Origin of the sequence: Paraburkholderia sp. SARCC-3016, assembly GCF_031119615.1 — a bacterium.
Classification (GTDB): domain Bacteria; phylum Pseudomonadota; class Gammaproteobacteria; order Burkholderiales; family Burkholderiaceae; genus Paraburkholderia.
The window spans coordinates 112260-138423 of sequence record NZ_JAVHZD010000008.1 but is presented as its reverse complement, the minus strand read 5'-3'; the positions used below and the strand labels follow the sequence as shown (position 1 = coordinate 138423).

27 protein-coding genes are annotated in these 26164 nt (G+C 64.7%); 16 read left to right on the top strand and 11 right to left on the bottom strand.

Going from position 1 to position 26164, the window contains the following annotated elements; all coding sequences use genetic code 11:
- Positions 1 to 334: 334 nt before the first annotated feature.
- On the top strand, positions 335 to 607 hold the full coding sequence (locus tag QYH69_RS10435; RefSeq protein ID WP_308831778.1) for a hypothetical protein: 273 nt from the start codon (positions 335 to 337) through the stop codon (positions 605 to 607).
- A 4-nt stretch (positions 608 to 611) separates the two neighbouring features.
- On the opposite strand, the gene QYH69_RS10430 is transcribed toward QYH69_RS10435, so the two are convergent.
- The 6 genes from QYH69_RS10430 to QYH69_RS10405 all read right to left on the bottom strand — a co-directional run bounded on the left by QYH69_RS10430 (position 612) and on the right by QYH69_RS10405 (position 7144).
- Positions 612 to 851, bottom strand: coding sequence for a DUF2795 domain-containing protein (locus QYH69_RS10430; RefSeq protein ID WP_308831777.1), 240 nt, complete (start codon positions 849 to 851; stop codon positions 612 to 614).
- A gap of 171 nt (positions 852 to 1022) precedes the next feature.
- Positions 1023 to 1274: a hypothetical protein gene (locus tag QYH69_RS10425; protein ID WP_308831776.1), complete on the bottom strand. Its 252-nt coding sequence runs from the start codon at positions 1272 to 1274 to the stop codon at positions 1023 to 1025.
- A gap of 249 nt (positions 1275 to 1523) precedes the next feature.
- Positions 1524 to 2861 (bottom strand): C45 family peptidase, encoded by a 1338-nt coding sequence (locus QYH69_RS10420; RefSeq protein WP_308831775.1) that lies wholly within the window; start codon positions 2859 to 2861, stop codon positions 1524 to 1526.
- A gap of 248 nt (positions 2862 to 3109) precedes the next feature.
- On the bottom strand, positions 3110 to 4843 hold the full coding sequence (locus QYH69_RS10415) for a ClcB-like voltage-gated chloride channel protein (RefSeq protein ID WP_308831863.1): 1734 nt from the start codon (positions 4841 to 4843) through the stop codon (positions 3110 to 3112).
- 234 nt (positions 4844 to 5077) lie between these two features.
- Positions 5078 to 5815: a glutathione S-transferase gene (locus QYH69_RS10410; protein ID WP_308831774.1), complete on the bottom strand. Its 738-nt coding sequence runs from the start codon at positions 5813 to 5815 to the stop codon at positions 5078 to 5080.
- 213 nt (positions 5816 to 6028) lie between these two features.
- The gene (locus QYH69_RS10405) at positions 6029 to 7144 is read right to left on the bottom strand and encodes a YeiH family protein (RefSeq protein WP_308831773.1); all 1116 of its coding nucleotides are present in this window, start codon (positions 7142 to 7144) and stop codon (positions 6029 to 6031) included.
- A 128-nt stretch (positions 7145 to 7272) separates the two neighbouring features.
- On the opposite strand from QYH69_RS10405, the gene QYH69_RS10400 reads away from it, so the two are divergent.
- The 4 genes from QYH69_RS10400 to QYH69_RS10385 all read left to right on the top strand — a co-directional run bounded on the left by QYH69_RS10400 (position 7273) and on the right by QYH69_RS10385 (position 10823).
- The gene (locus QYH69_RS10400; protein ID WP_308831772.1) at positions 7273 to 8157 is read left to right on the top strand and encodes a LysR family transcriptional regulator; all 885 of its coding nucleotides are present in this window, start codon (positions 7273 to 7275) and stop codon (positions 8155 to 8157) included.
- 153 nt (positions 8158 to 8310) lie between these two features.
- The gene (locus QYH69_RS10395) at positions 8311 to 9279 is read left to right on the top strand and encodes an NAD(P)-dependent oxidoreductase (RefSeq protein WP_308831771.1); all 969 of its coding nucleotides are present in this window, start codon (positions 8311 to 8313) and stop codon (positions 9277 to 9279) included.
- Positions 9280 to 9527: 248 nt separating this feature from the next.
- Complete coding sequence (locus QYH69_RS10390) at positions 9528 to 10388, top strand: YhfC family intramembrane metalloprotease (RefSeq protein WP_374992382.1); 861 nt, start codon at positions 9528 to 9530, stop codon at positions 10386 to 10388.
- Between the two features lie 66 nt (positions 10389 to 10454).
- Positions 10455 to 10823: a DUF3022 domain-containing protein gene (locus tag QYH69_RS10385; RefSeq protein WP_308831770.1), complete on the top strand. Its 369-nt coding sequence runs from the start codon at positions 10455 to 10457 to the stop codon at positions 10821 to 10823.
- Positions 10824 to 10868: 45 nt separating this feature from the next.
- Here the strand turns inward: QYH69_RS10385 and QYH69_RS10380 are convergent, their stop codons facing one another.
- The 3 genes from QYH69_RS10380 to QYH69_RS10370 all read right to left on the bottom strand — a co-directional run bounded on the left by QYH69_RS10380 (position 10869) and on the right by QYH69_RS10370 (position 13718).
- Positions 10869 to 11306 (bottom strand): PGDYG domain-containing protein, encoded by a 438-nt coding sequence (locus tag QYH69_RS10380; RefSeq protein WP_308831769.1) that lies wholly within the window; start codon positions 11304 to 11306, stop codon positions 10869 to 10871.
- Between the two features lie 287 nt (positions 11307 to 11593).
- Positions 11594 to 12100, bottom strand: coding sequence for a Spy/CpxP family protein refolding chaperone (locus tag QYH69_RS10375; protein WP_308831768.1), 507 nt, complete (start codon positions 12098 to 12100; stop codon positions 11594 to 11596).
- Positions 12101 to 12374: 274 nt separating this feature from the next.
- Positions 12375 to 13718 (bottom strand): nucleobase:cation symporter-2 family protein, encoded by a 1344-nt coding sequence (locus QYH69_RS10370; RefSeq protein WP_308831767.1) that lies wholly within the window; start codon positions 13716 to 13718, stop codon positions 12375 to 12377.
- Between the two features lie 384 nt (positions 13719 to 14102).
- On the opposite strand from QYH69_RS10370, the gene QYH69_RS10365 reads away from it, so the two are divergent.
- Both QYH69_RS10365 and QYH69_RS10360 read left to right on the top strand, forming a co-directional pair.
- A complete protein-coding gene (locus tag QYH69_RS10365) occupies positions 14103 to 14576 on the top strand; it encodes an Lrp/AsnC family transcriptional regulator (protein WP_308831766.1) in 474 nt (157 codons plus the stop codon).
- A gap of 293 nt (positions 14577 to 14869) precedes the next feature.
- Positions 14870 to 15967 (top strand): saccharopine dehydrogenase C-terminal domain-containing protein, encoded by a 1098-nt coding sequence (locus QYH69_RS10360; protein WP_308831765.1) that lies wholly within the window; start codon positions 14870 to 14872, stop codon positions 15965 to 15967.
- Between the two features lie 49 nt (positions 15968 to 16016).
- Here QYH69_RS10360 and QYH69_RS10355 read toward each other — a convergent pair whose 3' ends face one another.
- Together QYH69_RS10355 and cydX are read right to left on the bottom strand one after the other, a co-directional pair.
- Positions 16017 to 16604, bottom strand: coding sequence for an ATP-binding protein (locus tag QYH69_RS10355; protein ID WP_308831861.1), 588 nt, complete (start codon positions 16602 to 16604; stop codon positions 16017 to 16019).
- A gap of 40 nt (positions 16605 to 16644) precedes the next feature.
- The gene (gene cydX / locus QYH69_RS10350; protein WP_308831764.1) at positions 16645 to 16815 is read right to left on the bottom strand and encodes a cytochrome bd-I oxidase subunit CydX; all 171 of its coding nucleotides are present in this window, start codon (positions 16813 to 16815) and stop codon (positions 16645 to 16647) included.
- Between the two features lie 298 nt (positions 16816 to 17113).
- On the opposite strand from cydX, the gene QYH69_RS10345 reads away from it, so the two are divergent.
- The 9 genes from QYH69_RS10345 (at position 17114) to rbsK (ending at position 25934) form a co-directional block, all read left to right on the top strand.
- Positions 17114 to 17356, top strand: coding sequence for a DNA-binding protein (locus QYH69_RS10345; RefSeq protein WP_075158765.1), 243 nt, complete (start codon positions 17114 to 17116; stop codon positions 17354 to 17356).
- Positions 17343 to 17762 (top strand): type II toxin-antitoxin system VapC family toxin, encoded by a 420-nt coding sequence (locus QYH69_RS10340; protein ID WP_308831763.1) that lies wholly within the window; start codon positions 17343 to 17345, stop codon positions 17760 to 17762. Before QYH69_RS10345 ends, QYH69_RS10340 begins: the two co-directional genes overlap by 14 nt.
- 115 nt (positions 17763 to 17877) lie before the next feature.
- Positions 17878 to 18324: a hypothetical protein gene (locus QYH69_RS10335; protein WP_308831762.1), complete on the top strand. Its 447-nt coding sequence runs from the start codon at positions 17878 to 17880 to the stop codon at positions 18322 to 18324.
- A gap of 62 nt (positions 18325 to 18386) precedes the next feature.
- Positions 18387 to 19364: a magnesium/cobalt transporter CorA gene (gene corA / locus QYH69_RS10330; protein WP_308831761.1), complete on the top strand. Its 978-nt coding sequence runs from the start codon at positions 18387 to 18389 to the stop codon at positions 19362 to 19364.
- Between the two features lie 218 nt (positions 19365 to 19582).
- Complete coding sequence (locus QYH69_RS10325) at positions 19583 to 20539, top strand: sugar ABC transporter substrate-binding protein (RefSeq protein ID WP_308831760.1); 957 nt, start codon at positions 19583 to 19585, stop codon at positions 20537 to 20539.
- A gap of 412 nt (positions 20540 to 20951) precedes the next feature.
- Positions 20952 to 22547 (top strand): sugar ABC transporter ATP-binding protein, encoded by a 1596-nt coding sequence (locus QYH69_RS10320; protein ID WP_308831759.1) that lies wholly within the window; start codon positions 20952 to 20954, stop codon positions 22545 to 22547.
- On the top strand, positions 22544 to 23626 hold the full coding sequence (locus QYH69_RS10315; protein ID WP_374992381.1) for an ABC transporter permease: 1083 nt from the start codon (positions 22544 to 22546) through the stop codon (positions 23624 to 23626). Before QYH69_RS10320 ends, QYH69_RS10315 begins: the two co-directional genes overlap by 4 nt.
- A gap of 213 nt (positions 23627 to 23839) precedes the next feature.
- Positions 23840 to 24874 (top strand): LacI family DNA-binding transcriptional regulator, encoded by a 1035-nt coding sequence (locus tag QYH69_RS10310; protein WP_075157011.1) that lies wholly within the window; start codon positions 23840 to 23842, stop codon positions 24872 to 24874.
- 127 nt (positions 24875 to 25001) lie between these two features.
- Positions 25002 to 25934, top strand: coding sequence for a ribokinase (rbsK, locus tag QYH69_RS10305; RefSeq protein WP_308831758.1), 933 nt, complete (start codon positions 25002 to 25004; stop codon positions 25932 to 25934).
- The last annotated feature ends 230 nt before the right edge of the window (positions 25935 to 26164 follow it).

Genomic DNA, 26164 nt, shown 5'->3' with positions numbered 1-26164 from the left:
TGGCATGCACGTTGGCGGATCGTTTCACGATACGTTTCATCCCTCCGGCGTTAGACCTCCCGAGTATCGGGCGCCTTCGGACGCAACGCCGCGGAGTTCATCGCAGACAACGGCACCTGACGCGTCTCGAGACGCCAGCCCCGTCCTGCGGTTACGTGGCGGCGGGAATGCACAAGGTTCAGGGGACAAAGGCGGCGATCGCGAGAATCTGCTGCCTGGTGGCGCGGGTTCCGGCAGCCATCGCGCGGACTACGGAACCCGCAGCAGCGCGCAGACGCAACGCGCTGCCAATGAAGCGAAACGTTATGAACTGCGCAGCAGCCTTGAGCGAGCGATGCGCGATCGCGATGCGGCACGCGCAGCGCGCGAACGAGCGATCACCGCGCTCGATCAGGCGAGCGCGCAGATCAAGGACCTTGACGCCCGGAAACAGCAGAGCGGCCTCGACCCGGCGCGCAAAAGCGACATCGAGGCACAACTTCTGACCGCGCACGCCGACTTCTGGCGAAGGACCCGCGAGGTCAGTGACTGCACGACCGAGCTTCGACGATCCGACGACCGATGCAGCAGCCTCGAACGTAAGCTCGGCAAGCTCCGCTTGACGTAAGCGGCTACGCGCTGAGGCCCGGCCCGAAGTTGCTGCCGATCAGCTTCGTCACGGCGGCGAGGTCGGCGTAATCCTGCTCGGGCAAACCGTCAAGCATCGCGAGCACTTCGTTGCTCGCGCCCGCGTCCCGCGCCGCATCGACGAGGGCATCCTTGTTGGCCGGATAGGTCGCGGCGCTCAGCACGTCGGCGATCTGCAGATCGATCGATTCGCGCGGCACGTCGTGGGATGCCGGTGGGGTCATAGGTTCATTCCTCGCTATGCAGGCGTTGTAGAGCGGATGGGTTGGTCATACGGTCAGACGGTCAGACGGGAGGTCAGGCGCTCGCGCAGCCGGATCCGACGCGAACGGCAGTGCGCAGGAGGGGTCATCATCGAAGCGCCGCGGCGCCACGCCCACGGCGCGCCCATCGAATCAGGTCTGCAAATGCTCGTCGCGCGCCGCCAGACCGCGATCGGGACGACGCGACCTGGGCAGCGTGATGTGCTGCCAGCGTTCCGGGCGGATATCGGGCTGTACCGCGATCTCGGGCGCAGGCGGCGCGACCGGCGCGGCATTCGTGCGTTGGGCGGAGAAGTCGGTCAGCGCGTCCTGCGCGGTGTGAACCGGCGCGGCGAAACATGAGGCCGACAACGTTACCATGGTCAACAGTGTCGAGGTTTTCATCGCCCGACCTCCTTTGCAAAGCCAGCGCAGCCATTCTTGCAAGCGCTATGCCATTCGGGCGCCCATGAGGCGCCTTATCTGGCATGGCTGCGCTTCAGCGCAACGCCATTATGGCCATCTTAGATGGTAATTTTTTCAGGAACCTTGAGCTAGCGCAGACCCGCGTCAGGGTTCGAATCGCCATGGGCGACGAATCCGGTGTGAATTCGTAAGCTTTAAGAAAGGGTGGGCGGCGCGCGGACGCGGCCTCTAGCGCAGCATCTCGAAGCGCGTCCACGGCCACGACGGCCGGTCGCGCATATAGCCATTGAGCCAGTTCCACTGCGGGTGACGTTTCATGAACGCCTGTGCGTCGAACGGCCGCCCGCACGGATGCCCCCAGCGCGCGTAAAAGGCCATGTCGCGCGCCATTTCGCTGTCGACGACCTTGCCGTCGTTCGCGCCCCATGGATTGAACGGGCCGTGATCGGAGCCGCCGAAGCGCGCGTCGTCGAGTTCGAGGTGTCCGCAGATCGTGCGCGAGCAGGGGTTGTCGGCACGATCGAGATACACGTCGTGATGGTCGGCAATCATCTGCTTGGCGAGTTCGAGATCGATCTGGCCGTGATGCATCTCCGCGAGCTGCATGAAGCGCAGCCGCCGCGCGCCGTTCTTGCGCACATCCGTATAGTCTTCGCCTTCGCCGACGCATTCCTGGTTTCGAATCTTCAGATCCGACGCCGTGTTGTAACCGCTATAGAAGCCGTTCTTCGTGCTTTCGAAGCCCGCATGGCGCAGCCCGAGTTCGTAGCGCGCGATCTCGCCCGTGTTGATGTCGCCGAGCAGCCAGCTGTTCGCATAGCCGCCGTTGTTCGCGACCGCGAACATATCGCACCACTCGCGAATATTGCTCGCGTACTGCGTGGCGCGCCGCGAGCGGTAAAACTCCGGCGCGCCGGCCGCGTGGTAGCCGGCGAAGTTGGAGATCGTCGTTTCGGTGACCATGAGGCCCGCGGACGTGATCCAGAAGTCGGTGAGGCTCGAAATGCAGCCGGGCAGCCCCTGCATCAGGATGCGGTGCCCGGAGTCGGGCACGATATCGAACACCACGTTGAATGCGTCGCCGGCCGCGTAGCGGTCCCACGAGTTGTGCGCCATCACGATGCGGCCGTCGCGCGTCGCGTCGCCGGTCGCGATAAATGCGCTGCAGTGATGGCCGCGCCGCCCGCGCCACGGTTTCAGGCCAACGCGCGGATGCTGCGCCGCGGCGAAACTGGGCCACCAGCTTTGCAGCAGGTCCATGTAGCCGTTCCACGCGAGCACTTCGGCGAACGGCAGCTTTGCGCCGTCGGCAATGCCCTGGATTTCGTCGGCGAATTCGGTGTCGAGGCGCGGCGCGAACTGGGCCACGGCGGCATTGACGAAGGTGTCGAAGTCCTCGCCCGTGTCCCATTTGGCGAGGTAGCGTGCGGTGTGGATCGCATTGCGGATTTCGGCCGCGAGCAATTGCCCGTGCTGTTCGCCGCGGTCATACGGCTCGCCTTCGATATGCACGAAGATCCAGCCCGCGTGATCGCGTCGCACGGCATCGATGGACGGTTCGCTCATGTCCGCTCCCGGTCGTAGGGTGCCGCGTCTTTCCGAACGCGAAGCATGGCGCACGGCCCGCACGCCGGCATGTGCTCCTGGCGGGCCGGCAGCGCGGCGCGCGCGGCTTGCAGCGGGCAGCCGGCGGGTCGCTTTCTGTCAATTTATTTTAGAGAAATTGCCGCGCTTTGCACGCGGCAGGTTGTGACGTTTGGTATCAGCGGAGCGGTCGCGCAAGCGCGCGTCGGAGCGTAGCAGCGATCAGCGCGTCAGCGCGTCGGATTCATCCGGAAGTACGCGTCGAGCAGCGACGACTTGTAGACGACGCCGGCCAGCTTCGGCCGCGCGACGCTCTCGATGACGGGCAGCCGCTCCCCTTGATGCGCGAGAAAGTGCTGCAGTGCGACGCCAAGCGGCATGTCGGGCGTGAGCACGCCGAAGTGCGGCTGCAGATAATCGGCTGCGGTGCGGGTCGACGTGTCGCGCCGTTCGAGCAGATCCGACGTGATGTCCTTCAACGCGACCACGCCGAGAAAACTGCCGGTTTCGTCGGTCACGTACAGATACTTGACCGGATATTCGAGGAACACGCGCGTCATGTCCTGCACCGTGGCGGTGGGCTGCACGACGGTCTGCGGCGGGCGGATCAGTTCGCGCATCTGCGTCGAACGCAGGCGCATCCGTTCCTGCTCCTCGCGATTGCGATGCAGCGTGATGTCGTACATCGACGCATTGCCGATCGCGCGTGCGACGAAATAGGCGACCACGCACGACAGCATCAGCGGCAGCACGACCTGGTAGCTCAAGGTCATTTCGAAGATCAGCATGATCGCCATCAGCGGCGCCTGCGTGGCGCCCGCGAGGAACGCGCCCATGCCGACCATCGCATAGGCGAAATACGGCGACGTGTAGTTCGGCAGGAGCGCGTGCATGCCGAGACCGAACAGCGCGCCGAGCACCGCGCCGACGAAAAGCGTCGGCGTGAAGACGCCGCCGATCGCGCCGGAGCCGACCGTCGCCGCGGTGGCGATGATCTTGAACGCGAGCACGGCGACGAGCGCGGTCCACGTCCACGGCGAATGCAGGATCGAGTTGACGACGCTGTAACCGTTGCCCCAGACCTCCGGTGTCCAGACCGAAATGATGCCGACCACGAGTCCGCCGATGGCGAGCCGTATCGGCAGCGGCAGCCTGATGCGCCTGAAGGTCGCTTTCGATGCGTCGATGAGCCGCAGGAACTGCGGCGCGGCCGCGCCGCACAGCAGGCCGAGGCCGACGAAGAGCAGCACCTCGGGGCCGGTGATGGCCGGGAAGGCGGGCATTTCGTATGGCGCGTGGTAGCCGGCGAACTCGCGCATCGTGATGTTCGCAACCACCGACGAAATGACGACGGGTCCGAAGCTTTCCATCGCGATCGAGCCGAGCACGATCTCGGTGACGAAAAACGCGCCGGCGATCGGCGCGCTATACGCGGACGTGATACCGGCCGCCGCGCCGCACGCGACAAGCAGCCGCAAGCGTGGCGGATCGAGATGCACGACGCGCCCGATCAGCGAGGCGCACAGCGCCGCCAGTTGCACCATCGGACCTTCGCGGCCGATCGAGCCGCCGCTCGAAATCGAAAACAGCGACGACACGGTGCGCCACAGGCTCGCCTGCACCGGCACGACGCCGTCGCCGATCACGACCGCTTCCATGTAATCGGTCGTCGCCTTCTTGTCCTGCTTGCGCTGCGCGAGGACCAGCATGACGCCAGCGATCAGCCCGCCGGCGGCCGGCAGCCAGATTCGCGTGGTCCACGGCAGGCTGCGCGCCATTTCGACGAAGCTGCCCTCGGTGCCCGCAAAAAGCCGCTGCAGCAGCGAGATGCCTTCGCGAAACGCGGCCGTCGCGAGCGCACCGACGATACCGATGATGACCGACCAGACGAGCATCGTATGCGCATCCGAGAGCCGGAACAGTCGCGCGGCGCGGGTGCGCAGCCTGAGCAGGAACGAGAGCACGGAATAGGCGGCAGGTTCGTGGGTGTCGCGCGCAAGGATAGCATCGTGCGACGCCGCTGCGGTCTCCTCGCCCGACGGATCGCGTGCACGCGGCGCGCCGGCTTCGTTCGTGATGCCAGCCGGTGTGCGCCGCGCTTCGTCCCCCGGCGTGTCCCCCGGGGTGTCCGCGGGAGACTCGTTTGTCGTGTTGTTTTGCGAAGCTCGGGTCATCTGCAGTTCTGCAGCAAAAAAGGGTTAACGGGTGTCCTTGTCGAGTTCCGGGTAGTGCCGGAAGATGCACGACTCGTTGTGCTCGATGCGGCGCTCCGATTCGAGGTACGCAGCGATACGCGGCCGTTCGAGCACGGCGTCGTGCAGGGCGGCGAGGCGCGGGTAGTGTTTCGGGAACGTCTTCATCGCGCGCGGGAACGCGTAGTACAGGCCGTCGATCAGCTGGAACATCGACAGGTCGACGTAAGTGAGCGAGTCGCCGACGAGGTACGCGTCGCCGGCCGGATTCTGTTTCAGCACGCGCTCGAAGTAGCCCATGAACTTCGGAATCCGCTCGTCGATGAAGTCGTGCGCGCGCACTTTTGCGGCGTCCTGCTGCTCTTCGTAGTACAGGTTCGTCGACAGCGGATGATGCGTGTCGTGCGCTTCGGCGACGACGTCGGCAATCGTCAGCTGCAGGCCGTTGACGACATAGCGCAGGCTGTCGACGCCGGGCGCGAGACCGTGCCGCGGGCCGAGGTAGAACAGGATGTTCGCGGTCTGCGAGATCAGCAGATCGCCGTCCTTCAGGAACGGCGGCGCAAACGGCGGATAGGGCTCGGACTTGCTGCCCATCACCGCCATCATCGCGCCGGTGCCGAGTCCGTCATGTTCGCTGCCGCGCGCCACTTCGATGTATTCGGCGCCGGCTTCCTCGAGTGCAAGCCGTACGAATTCGCCGCGGCCCTGCAATCCGTCCCAGTAAAAAAGCTCGTAAGTCATCGGTCAGTCCTCATTCGGTGGTGTCCCGGGCGGCGCGTCGCGGTTGCGGCGCGCATGCACCGAGTACGCCGCCACGGAAGACGCATGTTGCGGACCCGAACGCTGGCGCCGGGCTGCCGTCGGACTTGCCGTCCGATTTGCCGCGCGTGCTGCCTCGAACGCCGAAAGCCTCGCGCGAGGCGAGGCTTTTCTGACGTGACGGGCCCGGCATGTTCAGCCGAACAGACGTTCTACGGCCCATGTGATGCCGAGACCCCCAACGAATAACCACACATAGAGAACGAGGCCCGTCAGCAGCGCGCGCGGACCGGCTTCCCGAATCTGCGCGACACGCGTTTCCATACCGAGCGCGGTCATCGCCATCGTCAGCGCGAAGGTGTCGAGCAGGTTCAGCGTCTGCGTCGCCTGCGTGGGCAGCACGTGCACCGAGTTCAGGCCGACGCACAGCAGGAAGCCGAGCGCGAACCACGGCACGGCGAGCTTGCGCGGCACGGGGCGATGCGCGCCGCCGTGCGAGCGATCGTGCGCTGCGCGATGGCGCCCCGCTCGATGAGCCGGCCCGTGCGCCGAACGGTTGACCCACAGGCCGACCGCGAGCAGCACCGGCACGAGCAGCATCACGCGCGTCATCTTGACGATGGTCGCGATATGCGTCGCTTCGGGGCTCACATTGCTGGCCGCACCGACAACCTGGGCGACTTCGTGAATCGTGCCGCCGAAAAAGAGCCCGGCGCCGACCGTATCGAGATGCAGCCAGCCGGCGCGCATGAGCGCCGGGTAGAGGAACATCGACAGCGTGCCGAACAGCACGACGCTGCCGACCGCCATCGCGCTCTTGTGCGGCTTCGACTGCAGCGTCGATTCGAAAGCAAGCACCGCCGCCGCGCCGCAAATCGCGCTGCCGGCCGCGGTGAGCAGCGCGGTGTCGCGATCGAGCTTCATCAGCTTCATGCCGGCCCACGTGCCGACAGCGAGCGTGCTGACGACGATCAGCACCGATTCGGCGAGGCCGGGCAGGCCGACTTGTGCGATCTCCTGCAGGCTGACGCGCAGACCGAAAAACGCCACCGCGATGCGCAACAGTTTGCGCGCGGAGAAATTGACGCCGGCCGCCCAGCTGGCGGGCATGCCGTCGCGCAATACGTTGCCGTAAACCGCGCCGGCGACGATGCCGACGATGAGCGGGCTCAGGCCCAGCGCGGCGACGGCCGGCAGCGACGCGACGCTCGTCACCGCGGCGGCGAAAAGAGCGACGAACAGGATGCCGTTCAACTGTCCGCGCGTGGACGGCCCGGCAACCGGAGAGGCGTGAAGATTGACTGTGGACATGGTGGATCAGGCTCGGTGAATGGGCTGCGACGTGTCGCAGCGATGGCCTAATCCTAAATTTAATATATCGATATGAGAAATCGTGATTTGTGACGTAATATATAGGTCAAACTGATATTTGACTCCCCATGACCCCGGATCAGCTTATAACGTTTGCGGCCGTCGCCGAGCACCGCAACATCAGCCGCGCATCGGTCGCCCTTCATTTGTCGCAGCCGGCCGTCTCGGGTCAACTGCGTCAGCTGCAGGACGAATTCGGCGAGCCGCTGTATTTGCGCGATGGGCGCGGCGTGCGGCTGACGCCTGCCGGCGAGCAGCTGGCGAGCTACGCGGCGCGTTTGCGCGACACCTGGCGCCAGGCGCATGCATACCGAGACGCGCTGCGCGGCATGGAGCGCGGCACGCTGCGCATCGGTGCGAGCACGACGCCCGCGAGCTACCTGCTGCCGTATCTGATCGCGGCGTTCCAGCGCGGCTATCCGGATGTGACGCTGCATACGGCGGGCGGCAATACGTCGGAGATCGTCGGGAATCTGGGCTCGCTCGACATCGCGTTGATCGAGGGCGTCGTCGGGCCCGATCTGCCGCCCGATACGGCCGTGCATCCGTGGCGCGAAGACGAAATCGTCGCGATCATGCCGCGCACGCATCCGCTCGCGGAGACTGGGCGCGGGCAGGGCGTGTCGCTGGCGCAATTGAGTGCCGAGCCGGTCGTGCTGCGCGAGGAGGGCTCCGGCGTGCGGCAGCTGGTCGAGCGCGCGTTCGCCGACGCCGGCCTGCCGGTGCGCGTGGTGCTCGAGATCGCCGGCGTCGAAGGTGTGAAGGAGGCCGTGCGCGCGGGGATGGGCATCAGCTTCGTGTCGGCGATGTCGATGCGTCATGAAGACGACGCGCTATGCCGCTGCTCGTTTTCGCCGCAGCTCACGCGCCGCCTGTCGATTCTCGTGCCGCATGCGAGTGCGCCGTCGCGGCTCGTCGGGCGGTTTCTCGAGATGTGTCTCGCGGAAAGCTGAGCGCGGACCGGCGCGTCCGAGTTCGCGGCGCCTGTGTCGCCATGACGTTGCCGTTACGCCGCCATCGCCATCCAAATGGCGCGCCGCGCCGGTCTGCGGCATCCTACGCGTTCACGAGCGCATCGCTCCCCCATCCACAGCCAGGAACCATCGATGAAAAGCAGAATCGTCGTCTACAAGCCGTTGCCCGAAGACGTGCTCGCTTATCTGCGCGAGCATGCGGATGTGATCGAGGTCGACGCGTCGAACCACGATGCGTTCGTCGCCGCGCTGCGCGACGCCGACGGCGCGATCGGCTCGACGGTGAAGATCACGCCCGCGATGATCGACGGCGCGACGCGCCTGAAAGCGTTATCGACGATCTCCGTCGGCTACGACGCATTCGACGTCGCCGACCTCACGCGCCGCGGCATCGTGCTCGCGCATACGCCGGACGTGCTGACCGAATCGACGGCGGACACCGTGTTCGCGCTGATGCTCGCGACCGCGCGCCGCGTCGTCGAACTCGCCGGCTGGGTCAGCGCCGGGAGGTGGTCGCAAAGCGTCGGGCCCGAGCAGTTCGGCGTCGACGTGCAGGGCAAGACGCTCGGCATCGTCGGGCTCGGGCGTATCGGCGGCGCGGTGGCGCGGCGTGCCGCGCTCGGCTTCAACATGAGCGTGCTGTACGCGAACCGCTCGGCGAACCCCGCGGCGGAGCGGCAATATGGCGCGCGGCGCGTCGAGCTCGATACGCTGCTCGCCGAGGCGGACTTCGTGTGCCTGCAGGTGCCGCTGTCGGAAGAGACGCGCCATATGATCGGCGCGCCGCAACTGAAGGCAATGAAGAAGACCGCGATCCTGATCAACGCGGCGCGGGGTCCTGTCGTCGACGAAGCCGCGCTGATCGAAGCGTTGCGAGCGGGGACGATTCTCGCGGCCGGCCTCGACGTGTTCGAACAGGAGCCGATCGCCGCCGATTCGCCGCTGCTGACGATGCGCAATGTGGTCGCGCTGCCGCATATCGGCTCGGCCACGCACGAAACACGGCACGCGATGGCGCGCTGTGCGGCCGAAAATCTGATCGGCACGCTCGACGGTACGCTCGCGCGCAATATCGTCAACCGCGAAGTGCTGCGAGGATGAGTCCGCGGTGCTGGTGCCGCCTTGGGTTTTCGACCGGGGCCGGTTTGTGCCCGCCGCGCCCGGAAGCGATCGGACGCGCATCGACTTTGCGATGATCTGCGATCATTCGGGCTGCGGCGCACTGCCCGAGGCGACCTGAAGCGGCTCTCCGGGCGCTCTGCCTGGCCTCGCCGCCGGCTCTCGTCGCGGGTCCGCCCGCGGCCGATCAACCGCCATTCCTCGATTTCCCGCTTTTAGTAAGGAAGCTCATGCCTGCTGCACCGTCCGTTGCACTGCCCGTCGCGCCATTGACGCTCGCTTGTCTGATTGCCGCGACGCTTTTCATGGCCGCGCTGCCGTTCATCCTTTATATGCGACTGCGCAAACCGCTCGAACTGGACCGGCGCGCCGCGATCCTCGGTATCGGCGTGTTCGCGCTGTTTGCGATGCTGATCGAGCGCGGCGTGAACGACCTTCTGCTGAGGGCGAGCCCGACCGTCGCGGGCTGGCTCCAGAACCCGACGGTCTTTGTGATCGTCGGCGTGCTGTCGATCGGCATTTGCCAGGAAGTCGGGCGATACATCGGCATGCGCTGGCTTTTCAGACGCGCTTCGAGAAAGGAAAACGCCGCAGCGGCAGCCTCGCCGTCGCGCGAGCCGAATGCGCTTGCTTACGGTCTCGGTCATGGCGGTGCCGAGCTGTGGTTCACCGGGGTGATCGTGCAGATTCAGTGGATCGTGTTTGCGTGGCTCGAAGATACGGGGCGGCTCGGCAGCGCACTGTCCGGCCTGCCGCTCGATACGCTGATGCGCATCCATCTGCTCGTCGTGAGCCTGACGCCGGCCGCGGCGGGCGTGTTCATGATCGAGCGCGGCGCGGCCCTCGTATTTCAGCTCGGCCTGTCGGTGCTGATGTGGCGCGGCGTGCGCGCCGGCTCGATCGCGGTGCTGCCGCTTGCGATCGCCGTGCATGCATTGCTCGAAGTGCCGGCGGCGTTGTCGCAGACGCAGGCGTTGCCGCTCGTGGTTGTCGATACGATCTATGTGCTGCTCGCCGTGCCGGTTGCGATCGGCCTCGTGCGCGTGTTTCGCCGCGACGCACAGGCGTTGCAAGCGGCGCGCAAAGGCTGAGCGCCGCACGCGGCAAAGGCAAGGATTCGGACAGCGCCACCGCTCATTCAATTATCCCGACACGATATGGAAGCCTATCAATACGAGTGCGCCAGCGCGGACATCGAAGAACTCGCGCGCGTAATCAGCGACCTGTTCCCCGATCAGACCCGTTTCGTCGAGCGGCCCGCGGATGAGCACGGCACGCCGGTGCTGACCGTGCAATGGGTCGCGATGCGCTTTGGCGCGACCGCGCGCCGGATCACGATGAGCATCGTGATTGCGCCGCCTGCGCTCGCGCGTTATCGCGCCATGCCGGCGCGGGCGCGAGCACGCAGCTTTGCGGTGCTGCGCGCGTTTGTCGAAGCGTCGCTCGGGTCGCTCGAAGAGCAATACGCGAATGGCGAGGCGGTGCCGCGCGAAGTGACGGTTGAACTCGGGGACGAGTTCGCCTGAGCGCGCCAGCGCGATCGTGCGCGGCACGCACGGCGAGCGCGAGTTTTACGATGCGCGGTGATAAACCTTCGCAAAGCGCGCTGCCTGTACGACGCCGTAGTCGCCGGGCGCATATTGCATCACCCAGTCGCCGGCGGCACCTCGGAGCAGATCGCCGCCAGAGGCCGTGCGCGCAAGCGAAAACGCCTGGGCCATTTGCTTCGCGAGCACGACCGCCGGGCGATTGCGATAAGCGCCTTGCGACCCGTGCGGCATTGCGGGATCGGCAGGTGCGTATTTCGCGTCGAAGCGATCGCGCGACACGACCCAGCGCTCGCCGTTCGAGCCGGTGATCAGCGCGTCGCCGGCCGCATAGCGGTTCGGACCTTCGAGACTCATGAGCTGGCCGGCGTGTGCGGCGAAGTCCACCGTCACCGTTTCGTCCTTTACGACGCGTTGTGCAAGCGGGTCGGTGCGCAAGTCGAGGTTCGTCAGTTCGATCATGACGGTCTTGTCAAGAATGGAGGAAACGGGCGGCTCGCGCAGCCCGGGACTCGCATGATGCCAGATTGATTGCAGGCGTTAGCGGTTTGGAACAATACGCGCAATAAGAGCGTCCGCGCAAAACGGTCGGGGAGGCTCACGAACGTGCCAATAAAAACGCCTGCCGTTCGAGGCAGGCGTTCGTTCGGATTGCCACCGCAGGCGGTGCTTGCGCTTTAGCGAGTGCGCCGCTTATGCCACGTAGCGCCGCGTATTGCCAATCAGGTGCTGCGAAGCGGGCCTGTCGATCAGGAGTTGTCGGTCGACTCGTTCGACGGTGCGGCCTTCTTGCCGCCGTTGTGCGAATGGCGGCGACCTTGCGGCGGCGATTCGCGGAACGTCGTATCGGCGAGCTTCTTCTGGTCGGCCGACATGCTGTCGTAAAGCGGCTGGAATGCATCGACAAGTTTCTTGGTGCCGTCCGCATGCGCTTGCGTGATCTCCGCATACTGCTTCATGTCGTCGAGCGCGGAAATGTTCTTGTCGGCACGGCGCGCTTCAAAGAGCTTCGCCATCGTATCGCCGTTGTTGCGCATGACGTCGGCGAATGCGTTCCACTGCGTTTCCTGTTGCGGCGTGATCTTGAGCTGCTGATGCAGATACGCGATACGGTCTTCGACATGCTGTTCGCGGCGCGCGGACTTGTCCGCATTCGAAGCCGCGGTCATGGCGGGTGCGGCCGACGACGCCGGGGTCTGGGCGAAGGCGCTGCTGATCGAGAGCGCTGACACGAGCAAAACGAGCGTTTTTTTCATCGAGACTCCTGATGTCTTGGTATCGAGGTACGGGTACGAACTGGACGCTATTAATACCACGATATCGCCGCAATGCGACGCCAATGCGACAACTGCTTACAACCGAAACGATCGGTAAATGCGCGTGCCCGAAGAAAGAAACGACCGGGCACGCGCGAGTCCGCCTGAGGCCTGAGGCCTGAGGCTTCTCGTCAGGCACGCGTGAAGCCTGCGCGAAGCAAATTGTCAGCTTGCAGCCATCGGTTCGTGCAGGCATGCACGAGTCCGCCACTTCTTATTGGCTGATGCGCTGCACGTCGTGCAGCGCTGCGCTTTCGCCGCGCAGGCCGTTGAAAATCAGATTCAGCACGACGGCGGCTACCGCGGCAAGCAGGATACCGCTGTGCAAAAGCGGCGAAAGCGAAGGCGGCAGTCTGGCGAAGAATTGCGGCGATACCACCGGTACGAGTCCGAGCCCGATGCTGACCGCAACGATAAAGAGGTTGTGATGGTTCTTCGTAAAGTCGACTTCCGAGAGCACCTTGATGCCGTTCGCCGCCACCATGCCGAACATCACGATGCCGGCGCCGCCGAGCACAAAGGCTGGAATCGATGCGACGATCTGCGCGAGTTTCGGCACGAGCCCGAGCACGATCAGAATCGCGCCGCTGGTCGTGCATACGAAGCGGCTTTTGATGCCGGTCACGCCGACGAGCCCGACGTTCTGCGAGAACGACGTATATGGAAATGCGTTGAAGACGCCGCCGATCAGCGTGCCGAGACCATCGACGCGCAGGCCGCGCACGAGCGCTTTCTGATCGACGGGACGGCCGACCATATCGCCGACCGCGAGGAACATGCCGGTCGATTCGATGAACGTCACGAACATGACGATCGTCATGGTCGCGATCGAGAACAGATCGAAGTGCGGAACGCCGAAACGGAACGGCACGACCGCTCCGAGCCATGGGGCGGCGGCCACGCCGTCGAGATCGACGCGGCCGAGCAGCGCGGCGACCGCGAAGCCGGCGACGATGCCAAGCAGCACCGAAATGCTCGCCAGAAAGCCACGGCCAAAGCGGTTGATCAACAGGATCAGCATCAGCACGGCGAGCGACAGGCCGAGATACACCGGGTTGCCGTAGTCCGGATTGCCGACGCCGCCGGCGGCCCAGTTGATGCCGACTTCCATCAGCGAAAGCCCGATCACCGCGATCACGCTGCCGACCACGACCGGCGGAAAGAGCCGTAACAGCTTGCCGATCGCGGGTGCGAGCAGCATGCCGATCACGCCCGACGCGATCGTCGAGCCGAAAATGTCGAGCAGCCCGAGACGTGGATCGGAGCCGATCGCGATCATTGGACCGACCGCGGTGAACGTGCAACCCATGATGATCGGCAGGCGGATGCCGAACATGCCGAGGCCGAGCGTCTGAATCAGCGTGGCGATGCCGCACGCGAACAGGTCGGCGCTGATGAGGAACGCAATCTGTTCCTTCGGCAGCTTCAGCGCGCTGCCGACGATCAGCGGCACCGCGACTGCGCCTGCGTACATCACGAGCACGTGCTGGAAACCGAGCGTGAGCAGACGGGCCGCGGGCAGGCGTTCGTCGCACGGGTGGACCGTGGTCGCGTGCATGGGTTCTCCTTGGTCGTTGAGAGTGGGGCCGCGCGCTGGCCCAGATGCGCGCTACATGCGCAACGGATGGGCAACCGATAAGCGGCGGTGCCGATACAACACCTGCTGCAGCCGGATATTCCGCGCACCGCTCCAGAGCGGGCTGCGCGCGATAAAAGCGACCGGATAGAAGATTACGCTTATCTATTTTGCCCGGGTACGCCTCCATGAAATCGTGGTCCATTTGCGTCGGATACCGATCTTTGTTTGCTGTGCGGCGCATCCCGATGACTGAGGGCGGCGCGAACGCGGGCATAATCAGCGAACCGCGCAGTATCCGGATCGACCGAGCGGTCGACACGGCAATATGACAACACGACCACACGACAAGACAAGCCGCCTTCAATGAGACCACCGCGCCTCGATCAACTCGACGAACTCGACCGCAACCTCGTTGCGTTGCTGCAGAACAACGCGCGCGAAAGCGTCGCGAATCTCGCGCGCCAACTGGGGGTCGCGCGCACGACGGTGATGGCGCGCATTGCCCGCCTCGAAAAGACGAACGTGATCGCGGGATACGGCGTGCGCCTCGGCCAGGACGTGCTGGACGCCAGTATTTACGCCTATGTGGGCATCATCATCGCGCCGAAGTACGGGCCCGATGTGCAGAAGCGCCTGTCGAAGATGCCCGAGGTGCAACTGCTGTGCGCGGTGAGCGGCGAATTCGACTACGTCGCGTGGCTGCGTGCCGATTCGCCGGACCGGCTCAACGAACTGCTCGATCAGATCGGCGGTCTCGCGGGCGTGGAACGGACGACCACGTCGATCATACTTGCACGCAAGATCGACCGCGGGATGATCGGCGGCGAGCGCGGCTAGGGGCGGGGCGGTCAGGCGCTTTTCGGGCGCGCACCAGCCGCGCGGTGATGCGCCACCTTGCGCCTCGGTACGCGCCGCCATTTACATCGCTTTTACACATTTTCGTCATAACGACAATATTCGTTGTCGAAATGACGAAAACGGCGGTCATTGCGCAGCATTCTGTGCGTAGGAACCGGCTGTCCTTCTCCTTAAACTCTTCGTAGGGCTTGCCCGCCGGGCGCCGCGCGGAAAGCTGCAAGCCGCGCGGCGCGCGAATCCCGCTCACGACACTCACAAAAAAGGAGAAGCGCATGAAAGTTGCCATCGTTGGTGCAGGTTTGATTGGCCATACGATCGCCCACATGCTGCGCGAGACCGGCGACTACGAAGTGGTCACGCTCGACCGCGACCAGCACGCCCTCGACAAGCTCGCCGCGCAAGGTATTCCGACGCGCCGCGTCGATTGCGCCGATGCTGCCGCGCTGCGCGCGGCCGTGCAGGGCTTCGATGTGCTCATCAATGCGTTGCCGTATTACCTCGCCGTCAATGTCGCGTCGGCAGCGAAGGGCGCGGGCGTTCATTATTTCGACCTGACCGAAGACGTGCGCGCGACGCACGCGATCCGTGCGATCGCCGACGAAGCCGCGCATGCGTTCATGCCGCAATGTGGGCTTGCGCCGGGCTTTATCGGCATCGCCGCTCACGAACTCGCCAAGCGCTTCAACGAAATCCGCGACGTCAAAATGCGCGTTGGCGCGTTGCCCGAGTTTCCGACCAACGCGTTGAAGTACAACCTCACGTGGAGCGTCGATGGGCTGATCAACGAATATTGTCAGCCATGCGAAGCGATTCGGGACAGCCGCACGCAATGGGTTCAGCCGCTCGAGGGGCTCGAGCATTTTTCGCTCGACGGTATCGAATACGAGGCGTTCAACACCTCGGGCGGCCTCGGGACGCTATGCGAAACGCTGTCGGGCCGCGTCGAATCGCTCGACTACAAGTCGGTGCGATACCCGGGCCACCGCGACCTGATGCAATTCCTGCTCGAAGATCTGCGCCTGTCGACCGACCGCGACACGCTGAAGTCGATCATGCGCCGCGCCGTGCCGTCGACCGCGCAGGATGTCGTGCTCGTATTCATCACGGTGACGGGAATGCGCGACGGTCAGCTCGTGCAGGAAGTTTTCACGCGCAAGATCTTCGCGAAGACCGTCTGCGGCATGCCGATGAGTGCAATCCAGATCACCACGGCAGGCGCGATGTGCGCGGTGCTCGATCTGTTTCGCGAACAACGCCTGCCGCAAAGCGGGTTCGTTCGGCAGGAGCAGGTGCCGCTGCGCGACTTTCTCGGCAACCGGTTCGGCCAGCTGTATGAAGGCCAGCCGCTCGATGCGATGGCGACGGTTTGAGCGCGGCGAGCCGCTGCCGCGCGGGAGCGCGGCGGTGCCTGCTACGTCGCTATGCAACGATTTGCCGAAGCAATGCTTCGTAATCCGCGCCGCCGTCCGTGCCGTTGTCGAACAGCAGCACGCCGTCGCGCTGCGCCTGCGTCAGATCGGCCCAGTCGAAACGGCGCTGCCGGTATTGCTGCCAGTGCGCGAGCTTGTATGCATCGGCGGGATCGCCGCGTGCCGCGATCCGGTCGCGCGCAACGTCGTCGTTTGCCGTTACCCAGACGACGCGAATACTGACGTCGATTTCCACACCAAGCCACTGACGATCGAAAAGCCGCCGCTCGCGCACTTCGCGCGACAGCGGCGCGACCGCGAGCACGCTCACGCCGAGCGCGAGATTGTCGCGCGCGGTATCGACGAGGCCGCGGTACTCGGGGTCGCGCAGATGCTGCAGGTAGAGCGGGCTGTCGCGATCGTTCGGGTCGCCCGTCAGCGCCTGCATCGTCGCGGCGCCGGTGCGGCCGTATAGCGTGTCCTTGTCGAGCAGGCAGAAGGGCGTGCCGCACGCCTCGATCAAAGGGCGGAGCAGCCGTCGCGCCACGGTGGTTTTGCCGGTGCCCGCGTGGCCGCAGATGAACACGAGATAGGGCACGGCGGGCGTCAGTCGAAAGATGCGCGTGGCGCCACGCGAGTCATAACGGCTTGTGCGCGGCAGGCGCTGGCTCACGCTCCGGCGCGCCATCGGCCGCCGCGGAGGTCGTGGCGTCGCGCGTGAACTTGCCGTTCGCTTCGAGCCACATCACGTTGATGATGCCGAAACCCAACGCTACGCCGATGCCGAGAATCCAGCTGAAGTACCACATGGACGCCTCCCTTTTCTCCTGATTTTCATTGAGCGCCCAGCCGTTACACCGAACCGGGCGGCTTATCCATATGCCATCTGGACGATCTTCTCGCCCCGCGTCGACCATGGCTTACTGATGTCTGCGAACAGCACGGACGGCTTGCCGTAAAGGCGGGGTGCGTGCTGCCGGCCGCCCGAACGATCTTCACCCGGAAGACTGCGCGGCGCAAGCGTCGCACGGTCGCCGGCTACTCATTACTTTCAGTTTTCATAAGGAGGTGATAGCATTGATAGCATGTCAAAGCCTGGAGATGTTCATGGCCACTCTGCTGGTTCGAGGTCTGGAAGAGGCGCTCGTAGAGCGCCTGCGCATACGCGCCGCGGCGCATAACCGCAGCGTCGAAGCAGAGCATCGGGAAATCCTGGCGGAAGCGCTTCGCCACCCGAAAAAGCTCAGCTTTGCTGAGGTACTCATGAGCATGCCCGATGTCGGTCACGACGCCGATTTCGAACGCGCCAATAATGATGAAGAAGGTGAGGGAAACCGTGTATTTGATTGACACCAACGTAATCAGCGAAATCCGCAAGCAGCGCGGCGCCGACGCAGGCGTGCGCGAATTCTTTAGCCATGCACAAGAGGAGCAACTGGGGCTGTACCTGTCGGTCATCACGATCGGCGAATTGCGGCGCGGCGTCGACCTGATGCGCCATCGCGGCGACATCGAGCAGGCGGCCAAGCTGGAAGAATGGCTGAATTCGCTGCTCGAGTCGTTCGCCAATCACATCCTGACAGTCGGGGACGACGTTGCGCAAACATGGGGCCGTTTGCGTGTGCCGCACGCCGAGCATTCGCTCGACAAGCTGATCGCCGCAACTGCGCTGATCTATAACCTGACGGTTGTCACGCGCAATACAGGCGACTTTGCGGGCACCGGCGCGCGCGTGATGAACCCGTTTGGCGCATAGTGCCGGCGCCGAGGCGAGTCCTGCGCACGATGCGGTTGAACATCGACGCAGCAGACGGACAATGAAAAGACACACAGCAGAAAGCGAGCAGAAATTCGGCCAACGGAGACGACTGATGCGGCTACTGGTGCCCTCGATTCGTCAACGCGGCACAATTGCGCTCGCAGCGGCCACGGTTTGCGTGGCCGCGTGCGCGGCGACATCCGCACAGCCCGTGCCGTTCAAGGCCGTGCCCGCCAACCGAATCGTCAAGCCTGGTTATACGGAGCCTGCCAGTGGCAAGGTCGCGGTCGAAATCCGTCGCGAGCGGACCGACGACGTCATCGTGCGGTTTCGCGATGCGCTCGTCTATGTCGACGGCGAGCGTGTCACCGATCTGATGAATGGCGAACGCGTTGTGTTCTACCTGACGCCGGGCATACACCGGCTTGCGGTTTCAACACAGTTCGATCCAGTGCGCGAGCTGCAATTCATCGTGACCGCCGACCCGCGTTACACGAATCGCGCGAGCGTCAGGTTCGACGCCGATCACCGCATCGTACTTACGCGCGTTGCGCAGTAGCGGCTACCGGTCCGACAATTCCACATTCCTCTTTCGCATATTCGTTTTCAAGGTATCTGACCATGCTGATCAACTGCGCCGCTTACCAGGACGGCCGAAAACTCGCCGACATCGAGATCGACGATATCAGCGTCTATGTGGCGAAGCCCGAGTGCTTCGTCTGGGTTGCACTGAAAGATCCGGCGCCCGGCGAACTGGACGTGATGAAGAATGAGTTCGGGCTCCACGAACTCGCGGTCGAAGACGTACGCCACGGCCATCAGCGGCCAAAAATCGAGGAGTACGGCGAGTCGCTGTTCGCGGTCATGCACACACTCGAACTCGACGACGATGGGGAGATCCTGATCGGCGAAGTCGATGTGTTCGTCGGCAGCAATTATGTGCTCACGGTACGCAATCGCACGCGGCATGGCTTTCAGGAGGTCCGCGCACGGTGCGAGCGCGAACCGCAGTTGCTCAGGCAGGGCGCTGCCTTCGTGCTGTACGCGCTGGCCGATGCCGTCGTCGATCGCTATTTCCCGATTCTCGAGGCGCTCGGTACCGAGATCGAACAGCTCGAAGACCGCATCTTCGACAGGCACAGCCTCGCCGCATCGCGCGCGATCATTCAGGACCTTTACTCGTTGAAGCGCCGGCTCGTCACGCTCGAACATCACATCGCACCGTTGCTCGAGGCGCTCGGCAAGTTTACGGGAGGGCGCATTCCGGTCATCTGTTCAGGCATGCAGGCGTACTTTCGCGACGTCTACGACCATCTCGACCGGATTGTGCGCACGATTGAAGGGCGCCGCGAAATGATCGTCACGGCGGTTCAGGTCAACCTCGGCATGATCTCGCTCGCGGAAAACGAGGTAACCAAGCGTCTCGGCTCATTCGCCGCGCTGTTCGCGGTACCGACGATGATCGCCGGCATCTACGGGATGAACTTCGAAAAGATACCCGAGCTGCACTACAAATTCGGCTATCCGATCTGTATCGGCGTCATGCTGGCGATCGATGTATTTCTGTGGTGGCGTTTCAAGAGGGCCAACTGGTTATAGTGCAGGCAGGTCAACCACCGCGTCGAGCGACACGTCGACACGGCCGAATCGACGTCCCGCATCGACGTCCCGAATCGACGTTCCTTCGTCCCGCTCTGTGCGGCGCAATACCCGCAGCCGTTGACACGGGCAAGCGCATGCATCGAGAATAGGCTCCGCAAACGTTTGCGGAACTTAATAAAGAAGGCTTTAAGCCTGCCAACAACCGGAGATAACGCATGAACCAACGCATCCGCCGCCGCATTCTTGCCGCCGGGCTCGCCTTGACCGCCGCTATCGCGCTGCCCGCCTTGCCGGCCCATGCGCAGGCCGCGAAAAAGCCAAAGGTGGCGCTGGTCATGAAGTCGCTCGCGAACGAATTCTTCCTCACGATGGAAACCGGTGCGAAGGATTATCAGCAACACAACTCCGGCACCTTCGACCTGATCACGAACGGCATCAAGGACGAAACCGATACGGCGAACCAGATCCGCATCGTCGAGCAGATGATTGTCTCGAAGGTCGACGCGATCGTGCTCGCGCCGGCCGACTCGAAGGCGCTCGTGCCCGTCGTCAAGAAGGCGGTCGATGCCGGCATCATCGTCGTCAACATCGATAACCGGCTCGATCCCGAAGTGCTGAAGTCAAAAGACCTCAATGTGCCGTTCGTCGGTCCGGACAACCGCAAGGGCGCGCAAAAGGTCGGCGACTATCTGGCGCAGAAGCTCAAGGCAGGCGACGAGGTCGGCATTATCGAAGGCGTGTCCACTACCACCAATGCGCAGCAGCGCACGGCGGGGTTCAAAGACGCGATGCAGAAGGTCGGCGCGAAGATCGTATCGGTGCAATCGGGAGAATGGGAAATCGATAAGGGCAACGCTGTTGCATCCGCTATGCTCAACGAGTACCCGAACCTGAAGGCGCTGCTGTGCGGCAACGACAATATGGCGATCGGCGCAGTATCGGCGGTGCGCGCGGCGGGCAAGCAGGGCAAGGTGTATGTGGTCGGCTACGACGACATCAACGCGATCAAGCCAATGCTGAAGGACGGCCGTGTGCTTGCGACCGCCGATCAGTACGCGGCGAAGCAGGCCGTGTTCGGCATCGATACTGCGCTGAAGGCCTTGAGCGAGCATAAGAAGCAGTCGCAGCTGTCGGGCGTGGTGGAAACGCCCGTCAACCTCGTGACGAAGTAGGCGCGTGCAGCCGGCGTGCAAAGGGCATGCAAAGGAGGCGCATGCAACCGGGCGCGTCCGGAATGCGCGCCCCGCGCACACTCGTGCACCGCCTGTGCAGTACCCGACGGAAAATCGTCGTGCATGCGAAAAGCATGAATCACCGTGCAATATCGTTACGCGCGAATGTTTTTCCGTCAATTCAATAAATGCTAAAGAAATCCGCTGCGGCGCCGTTATCAGGTTAAGCGTCATGACGGCCCGCGCGGCGCAGCATAAGCAAGCGTCCAACGTGGTCCGCGTTACGTCGTGTGCACCACACACGACTTCCGCGCGGCATGCCGACATGACATGCGTGGCTGCCCGGCGCCGTATCGTCCGCTGTACAACTGGCGAACGACACCCGGCGCGGCAGCCCGGAACCTTGATCAGAATGGATTCGACCGACAACGACGCATCGTCCGCCGTGCTGTCCGTAACCGGGATCGGCAAAACCTACGCCGAGCCGGTGTTATCCGATGTCGCGCTCACGCTACGCGCGGGCGAAGTATTGGCGCTGACCGGCGAGAACGGCGCGGGCAAAAGTACGCTGTCGAAAATCATCGGCGGTCTGGTCGCGCCCACCGCCGGCACGATGCGCCTTGGGGGCGCGTCCTACGCGCCGGCAAGCCGCACCGAAGCCGAAGCGCTCGGCGTGCGCATGGTCATGCAGGAGTTGAACCTGCTGCCGACCTTATCGGTTGCCGAGAACCTTTTTCTGAACCGTCTGCCGAAGCGCGGCGGCCTGTCGTTCGGCTGGATCGACCGGCGGCGCCTGCGCGACGACGCGCGCGAAGCGATGGCGCAGGTCGGTCTCGATACGATCGATCCGGACACGCTCGTCGGCGAGCTCGGCATCGGTCATCAGCAGATGGTCGAAATCGCGCGCAACCTGATCGGCGACTGCCGCGTGCTGATTCTCGACGAGCCGACCGCGATGCTGACCGCGCGCGAAGTCGATCTGCTGTTCGAGCAGATCGACCGGTTGAAGGCGCGCGGCGTCGCGCTCGTCTATATCTCTCACCGGCTCGAGGAACTGGCGCGCATCGCGGGGCGCATCGCCGTGCTGCGCGACGGCAAGCTCGTGCATGTCGATGCGATGGCCAATCTGACGAGCGACCAGATCGTCACGCTGATGGTCGGTCGCGAGATCGGCGAGCGCATCGATCTCGGCGAACGCCGGATCGGCGCGCCGCTGCTCAGGATCGACGGACTGGGCCGCGGCCAGGCGGTGCGCGACGTGTCGTTCGAGGTGCGCGCGGGCGAGATCTTCGGCGTGAGCGGTCTGATCGGCGCGGGACGTACCGAGTTGATGCGCCTGATCTACGGCGCGGATCCGAAGGATCGCGGCACGGTGTCGCTAGCCGCATCGCCGGGCACGCCGCCTGTGCCGGTGCAGGTCGCGTCGCCGGCCGATGCGGTACGCCAGGGCATCGCGCTTATCACCGAAGATCGCAAAGGCGAAGGTTTGTTGCTGCCGCAACCGGTGGCGGCCAATATTTCGCTCGGCAATATCGGCCGTGTGGCGCGGCACGGCATCATCGATACGGCGCGCGAGAATGCGCTCGCGAAGCAGCAGATCGACGCGATGCGCATCCGCACCTCGGGGCCGGCGCAGCCGGTCGGCGAGCTATCGGGCGGAAACCAGCAGAAGGTCGTGATCGGCCGCTGGCTCGCGCGCGACTGCAAGGTGCTGCTTTTCGACGAACCGACGCGCGGCATCGACGTCGGCGCGAAGTTCGACATTTACGCGCTGATGGGAGCGCTAGCACGCGAAGGCCGCGCGCTCGTCGTCGTATCGAGCGACCTGCGCGAGCTGATGCTGATCTGCGACCGGATCGGCGTGATGTCGGCCGGCCGGATGACAGGTATTTTCGAACGCGATGCGTGGTCGCAGGACGCGCTGCTCGCCGCCGCGTTTGCCGGCTACCGCAGTCGCGAAGCGATGCTCGCGCCGCACGAATCTCATGCCGCAGGAGAGCTGTCATGATCGAACGGCCTCGCGTCGGAATGAGCAAGGAGCCAGGCAGCGGCAGCGGCACATCGGCAGGCGGCGCAGGTCGCACGAGCGCCGCATCGCCCTCCGTGGCGCACGATCCGTCCGCCGCGCTCGCGAGCGGCAAGCCGGCGGGCACGCGCCTCGGGTTCTCCAACTACCTCGGCCTCGCGGGCGCGCTCGCCGCGATGATCGCGCTGTTTTCGGTGCTGAGTTCGCATTTCCTGACCTACGACACGTTCATCACGATCGCCAATCAGATTCCCGACCTCGTCGTGATGTCGGTCGGCATGACCTTCGTGCTGATCATCGCGGGCATCGACCTGTCGGTTGGCTCGGTGCTCGCGCTCGGCGCATCGGTCGTGAGCGTCGCGTCGCTGAAGTGGGGCCTCGGCCCGCTGCTGGCGGCCGCGATCGGCCTTGCCGCCGCCGCGTTGACGGGCACGGTGACCGGTGCGGTGACGGTCGGCTGGCGCATTCCGTCGTTCATCGTGTCGCTCGGCGTGCTCGAAGCGGCACGCGGCCTCGCGTACCAGATGACGAACTCGCGCACCGCGTATATCGGCGACGCGTTCGACTTCCTGTCGAACCCGATCGCGCTCGGCATCTCGCCGGCGTTCCTGATCGCGGTCGCGGTGATGATCGTCGCGCAGCTCGTGTTGACGCGCACGGTATTCGGGCGCTATCTGGTCGGAATCGGCACGAACGAGGAAGCGGTGCGACTCGCGGGCGTCAATCCGCGGCCGTACAAGGTCATCGTCTTTGCGTTGATGGGCGCGCTGTCGGGGCTCGCGGCGCTGTTCCAGATTTCACGGCTCGAGGCGGCGGACCCGAACGCGGGCGTCGGTCTCGAACTGCAGGTCATTGCCGCTGTCGTGATCGGCGGCACGAGTTTGATGGGTGGGCGCGGGTCGGTGATCAGCACGTTTTTTGGCGTGTTGATCATCTCGGTGCTGGCGGCGGGCCTCGCGCAGATTGGCGCAAACGAGCCGACCAAGCGCATCATTACGGGCGCGGTAATCGTCGTGGCGGTCGTTCTCGACACGTATCGCAGCCGTCGTAAACGCGCATGAAGCGTATGAAAAGCGTGGGAAAAGCGCCTGAGCGAGAACTTGTATCGAATGAAAGCCACGCGCGGCATGTACGATAAGCGTTGCGTCGCGCGGCAGATTGCAACGAGGGTCCGCGGGACGGCGTGCCGGTTGCGGCGCCGTGCGGGCGGCGAGCGGTACGGCGCGACAATGCGCATCGATTAGCGGTGAAAACAGGCAGGGGAGCAACAGGTTATGGCGACGATCAAGGATGTAGCGGCAGCGGCCGGCGTGTCGTTCACGACGGTGTCGCATGTCGTGAACAACTCGCGGCCCGTTTCGGCGGACGTGCGCGCGAAGGTCGAACGCGCAATTCGCCAGCTCAACTATGTGCCGTCGGCAGTCGCGCGCTCGCTAAAGGCGCGTTCGACCGCGACGATCGGCCTTGTGGTGCCGAACAGCACGAATCCGTATTTCGCGGAACTCGCGCGCGGCATCGAGGACGGTTGCGCGCGCAACGGCTACTGCGTGTTTTTCTGCAACTCCGACGACGATCCGTCGAAGCAGCGCAGCTACCTGCGCGTGCTGCAGGAAAAGCGCATCGATGGTCTCATCGTCGCATCCGCGGGCGACGACGCGGTGCTGGCCAAGACGCTCGCCGATTCGCGCGAACCGCTCGTCATCGTCGATCGCAACATCGAAGGCGTGAATGCCGATCTCGTGCAGATCGACCACGAAAAAGGCGCGTATCTGGCCACGCGTCATCTGCTGCAACTCGGTCACGTGAAGATCGGCTGCATTACGGGGCCGATCGAGACCGCGGTCAGCGCGATGCGCGTGCACGGCTTCATTCGCGCGATGTCCGAGCGCGGCATCGAGTTCGCGCCCGAGGCGATCGTCGAAAGCGATTTTTCGGGGATGGGCGGCCACTGGGCCGCGAGCCGGCTGTTCGACACGATCCAGCCGTCGGCGATTTTCGCGTGCAACGACATGATGGGCATCGGCGCGCTGCGCGCGGCGGCCGAGCGCGGCATCGAGGTGCCGCGCGACTGTTCGATCATCGGCTTCGACGATATCGAGCTTGGCAGCTTCACTTACCCGGCGTTGTCGACGGTCGGCCAGTCGGTGCGGGCGCTCGGCGACATGGCCGCGCAAACGCTGATCGAGCGGATTGCCGGCGGCGCGTCGAGCACGCCGCCTGGCCGGCGCCGCGTGATTGCGCCGCGTCTCGTGTTGCGCGAGTCGACGGCGGCTTTTGCGGGCGCGCGGCGCGGTGGTGTCGCCGCCTAGGCGAGGCCCCGATCCGACAGATCTGCCGCATCGCGCCAGCTACGCGCAGACGCGCAAGCTGCCGCGCCGCGTGGCACCAGACCAGGCGCAAAGGCGCCATCGCTGATCGAATTTCAGGAGACAAGCAGTGGCATCAAACGAAGCAGGCGCTCGCGTAGCCGTTGTCGGCAGCCTCAACATGGACCTCGTCGCGCGCGCGCCGCGCATGCCGCAGCCGGGAGAAACGCTGGCCGGGCACACGTTCGCCCAGGTGCCGGGCGGCAAGGGCGGCAATCAGGCGGTGGCCGCCGCGCGCCTTGGCGCACAGGTCGCGATGGTGGGCTGCGTCGGCAACGATGCGAACGGCACGCAGTTGCGCAAGGGCCTCGAGGCCGAGCGGATCGACTGCGCGGCGCTCGAGACGAGCACTGGCGCGCCAACCGGTGTCGCACTGATCATCGTCGACGATGGCTCGCAGAATGCGATCGTGATCGTGGCCGGCAGCAACGGGGAAGTGACGCCGGCGACCATCGCGCGTCACGAGGCCGTGCTGGCTGCCGCCGAGGTGGTGGTCTGCCAGCTCGAAACCCCGCCGCAAACCGTCGAGGCGGCGCTCGCAGCCGCGCACCGGCTCGGCAAGACCGTCGTGCTGAATCCGGCGCCCGCGACCGGGCCGCTGCCGCCGCACTGGCTGCCGCTGATCGACTATCTGATTCCGAACGAACTCGAAGCGGCGACGCTCACGGGCCTGCCGGTGCGCACGCCCGAGGAAGCAGCTGCGGCCGCAGCGTCGCTGCGCAAGGGCGGCGCGCGCAACGTCATCGTCACGCTCGGCGCGCAGGGCGTACTGGCGGCGCTCGGCGATGCCGCGCCCGCGCATTTTGCCGCGCCGCGCGTGGCCGCCGTCGACACGACCGCCGCCGGCGATACTTTCATTGGCGGCTTTGCCGCGCAACTCGCGCAACGTGTGCCAGTCGACGACGCGATTCGCTTCGCGCAGCGCGCGGCGGCCATCTCCGTGACGCGCGCCGGCGCGCAGCCGTCCATCCCCACTCGCGAAGAAGTCGACGCAAGCCGCTAGGCGGGGGACGACGCACCACGGCACCACGACGCTTCCGCGCAATGCGTCGCAGGCGCGTACAACGCATCGCATCACGGCGCGTGCCGGGCTTTCCGCACCCTTGCTTCGCTCCGTACGCGCTTCGGTTCTCGCGCCCGCTCCATCTCGACGCTTCGCCTGACGCAGCATCGCTTCGTGTATCGAGCGTCGTCATTACTACAATTTAAGGTACGCGAATTGTAGTAATTGCA

Bases quoted from the DNA above. Each gene is read 5' to 3' on its own strand.
- QYH69_RS10390 (WP_374992382.1), top strand. From the start codon at position 9,528: ATGCCTGCTGCACCGTCCGTTGCACTGCCCGTCGCGCCATTGACGCTC.
- QYH69_RS10315 (WP_374992381.1), top strand. From the start codon at position 22,544: ATGATCGAACGGCCTCGCGTCGGAATGAGCAAGGAGCCAGGCAGCGGC.
- QYH69_RS10365 (WP_308831766.1), top strand. From the start codon at position 14,103: ATGAGACCACCGCGCCTCGATCAACTCGACGAACTCGACCGCAACCTC.
- QYH69_RS10385 (WP_308831770.1), top strand. From the start codon at position 10,455: ATGGAAGCCTATCAATACGAGTGCGCCAGCGCGGACATCGAAGAACTC.
- QYH69_RS10400 (WP_308831772.1), top strand. From the start codon at position 7,273: ATGACCCCGGATCAGCTTATAACGTTTGCGGCCGTCGCCGAGCACCGC.
- corA (WP_308831761.1), top strand. From the start codon at position 18,387: ATGCTGATCAACTGCGCCGCTTACCAGGACGGCCGAAAACTCGCCGAC.
- QYH69_RS10375 (WP_308831768.1), bottom strand. From the start codon at position 12,100: ATGAAAAAAACGCTCGTTTTGCTCGTGTCAGCGCTCTCGATCAGCAGC.
- QYH69_RS10325 (WP_308831760.1), top strand. From the start codon at position 19,583: ATGAACCAACGCATCCGCCGCCGCATTCTTGCCGCCGGGCTCGCCTTG.
- QYH69_RS10420 (WP_308831775.1), bottom strand. From the start codon at position 2,861: ATGAGCGAACCGTCCATCGATGCCGTGCGACGCGATCACGCGGGCTGG.
- QYH69_RS10410 (WP_308831774.1), bottom strand. From the start codon at position 5,815: ATGACTTACGAGCTTTTTTACTGGGACGGATTGCAGGGCCGCGGCGAA.
- QYH69_RS10310 (WP_075157011.1), top strand. From the start codon at position 23,840: ATGGCGACGATCAAGGATGTAGCGGCAGCGGCCGGCGTGTCGTTCACG.
- QYH69_RS10405 (WP_308831773.1), bottom strand. From the start codon at position 7,144: ATGTCCACAGTCAATCTTCACGCCTCTCCGGTTGCCGGGCCGTCCACG.
- QYH69_RS10370 (WP_308831767.1), bottom strand. From the start codon at position 13,718: ATGCACGCGACCACGGTCCACCCGTGCGACGAACGCCTGCCCGCGGCC.
- QYH69_RS10425 (WP_308831776.1), bottom strand. From the start codon at position 1,274: ATGAAAACCTCGACACTGTTGACCATGGTAACGTTGTCGGCCTCATGT.
- QYH69_RS10395 (WP_308831771.1), top strand. From the start codon at position 8,311: ATGAAAAGCAGAATCGTCGTCTACAAGCCGTTGCCCGAAGACGTGCTC.
- QYH69_RS10380 (WP_308831769.1), bottom strand. From the start codon at position 11,306: ATGATCGAACTGACGAACCTCGACTTGCGCACCGACCCGCTTGCACAA.
- QYH69_RS10360 (WP_308831765.1), top strand. From the start codon at position 14,870: ATGAAAGTTGCCATCGTTGGTGCAGGTTTGATTGGCCATACGATCGCC.
- QYH69_RS10335 (WP_308831762.1), top strand. From the start codon at position 17,878: ATGCGGCTACTGGTGCCCTCGATTCGTCAACGCGGCACAATTGCGCTC.
- cydX (WP_308831764.1), bottom strand. From the start codon at position 16,815: ATGTGGTACTTCAGCTGGATTCTCGGCATCGGCGTAGCGTTGGGTTTC.
- QYH69_RS10430 (WP_308831777.1), bottom strand. From the start codon at position 851: ATGACCCCACCGGCATCCCACGACGTGCCGCGCGAATCGATCGATCTG.
- QYH69_RS10345 (WP_075158765.1), top strand. From the start codon at position 17,114: ATGGCCACTCTGCTGGTTCGAGGTCTGGAAGAGGCGCTCGTAGAGCGC.
- QYH69_RS10320 (WP_308831759.1), top strand. From the start codon at position 20,952: ATGGATTCGACCGACAACGACGCATCGTCCGCCGTGCTGTCCGTAACC.
- QYH69_RS10435 (WP_308831778.1), top strand. From the start codon at position 335: ATGCGCGATCGCGATGCGGCACGCGCAGCGCGCGAACGAGCGATCACC.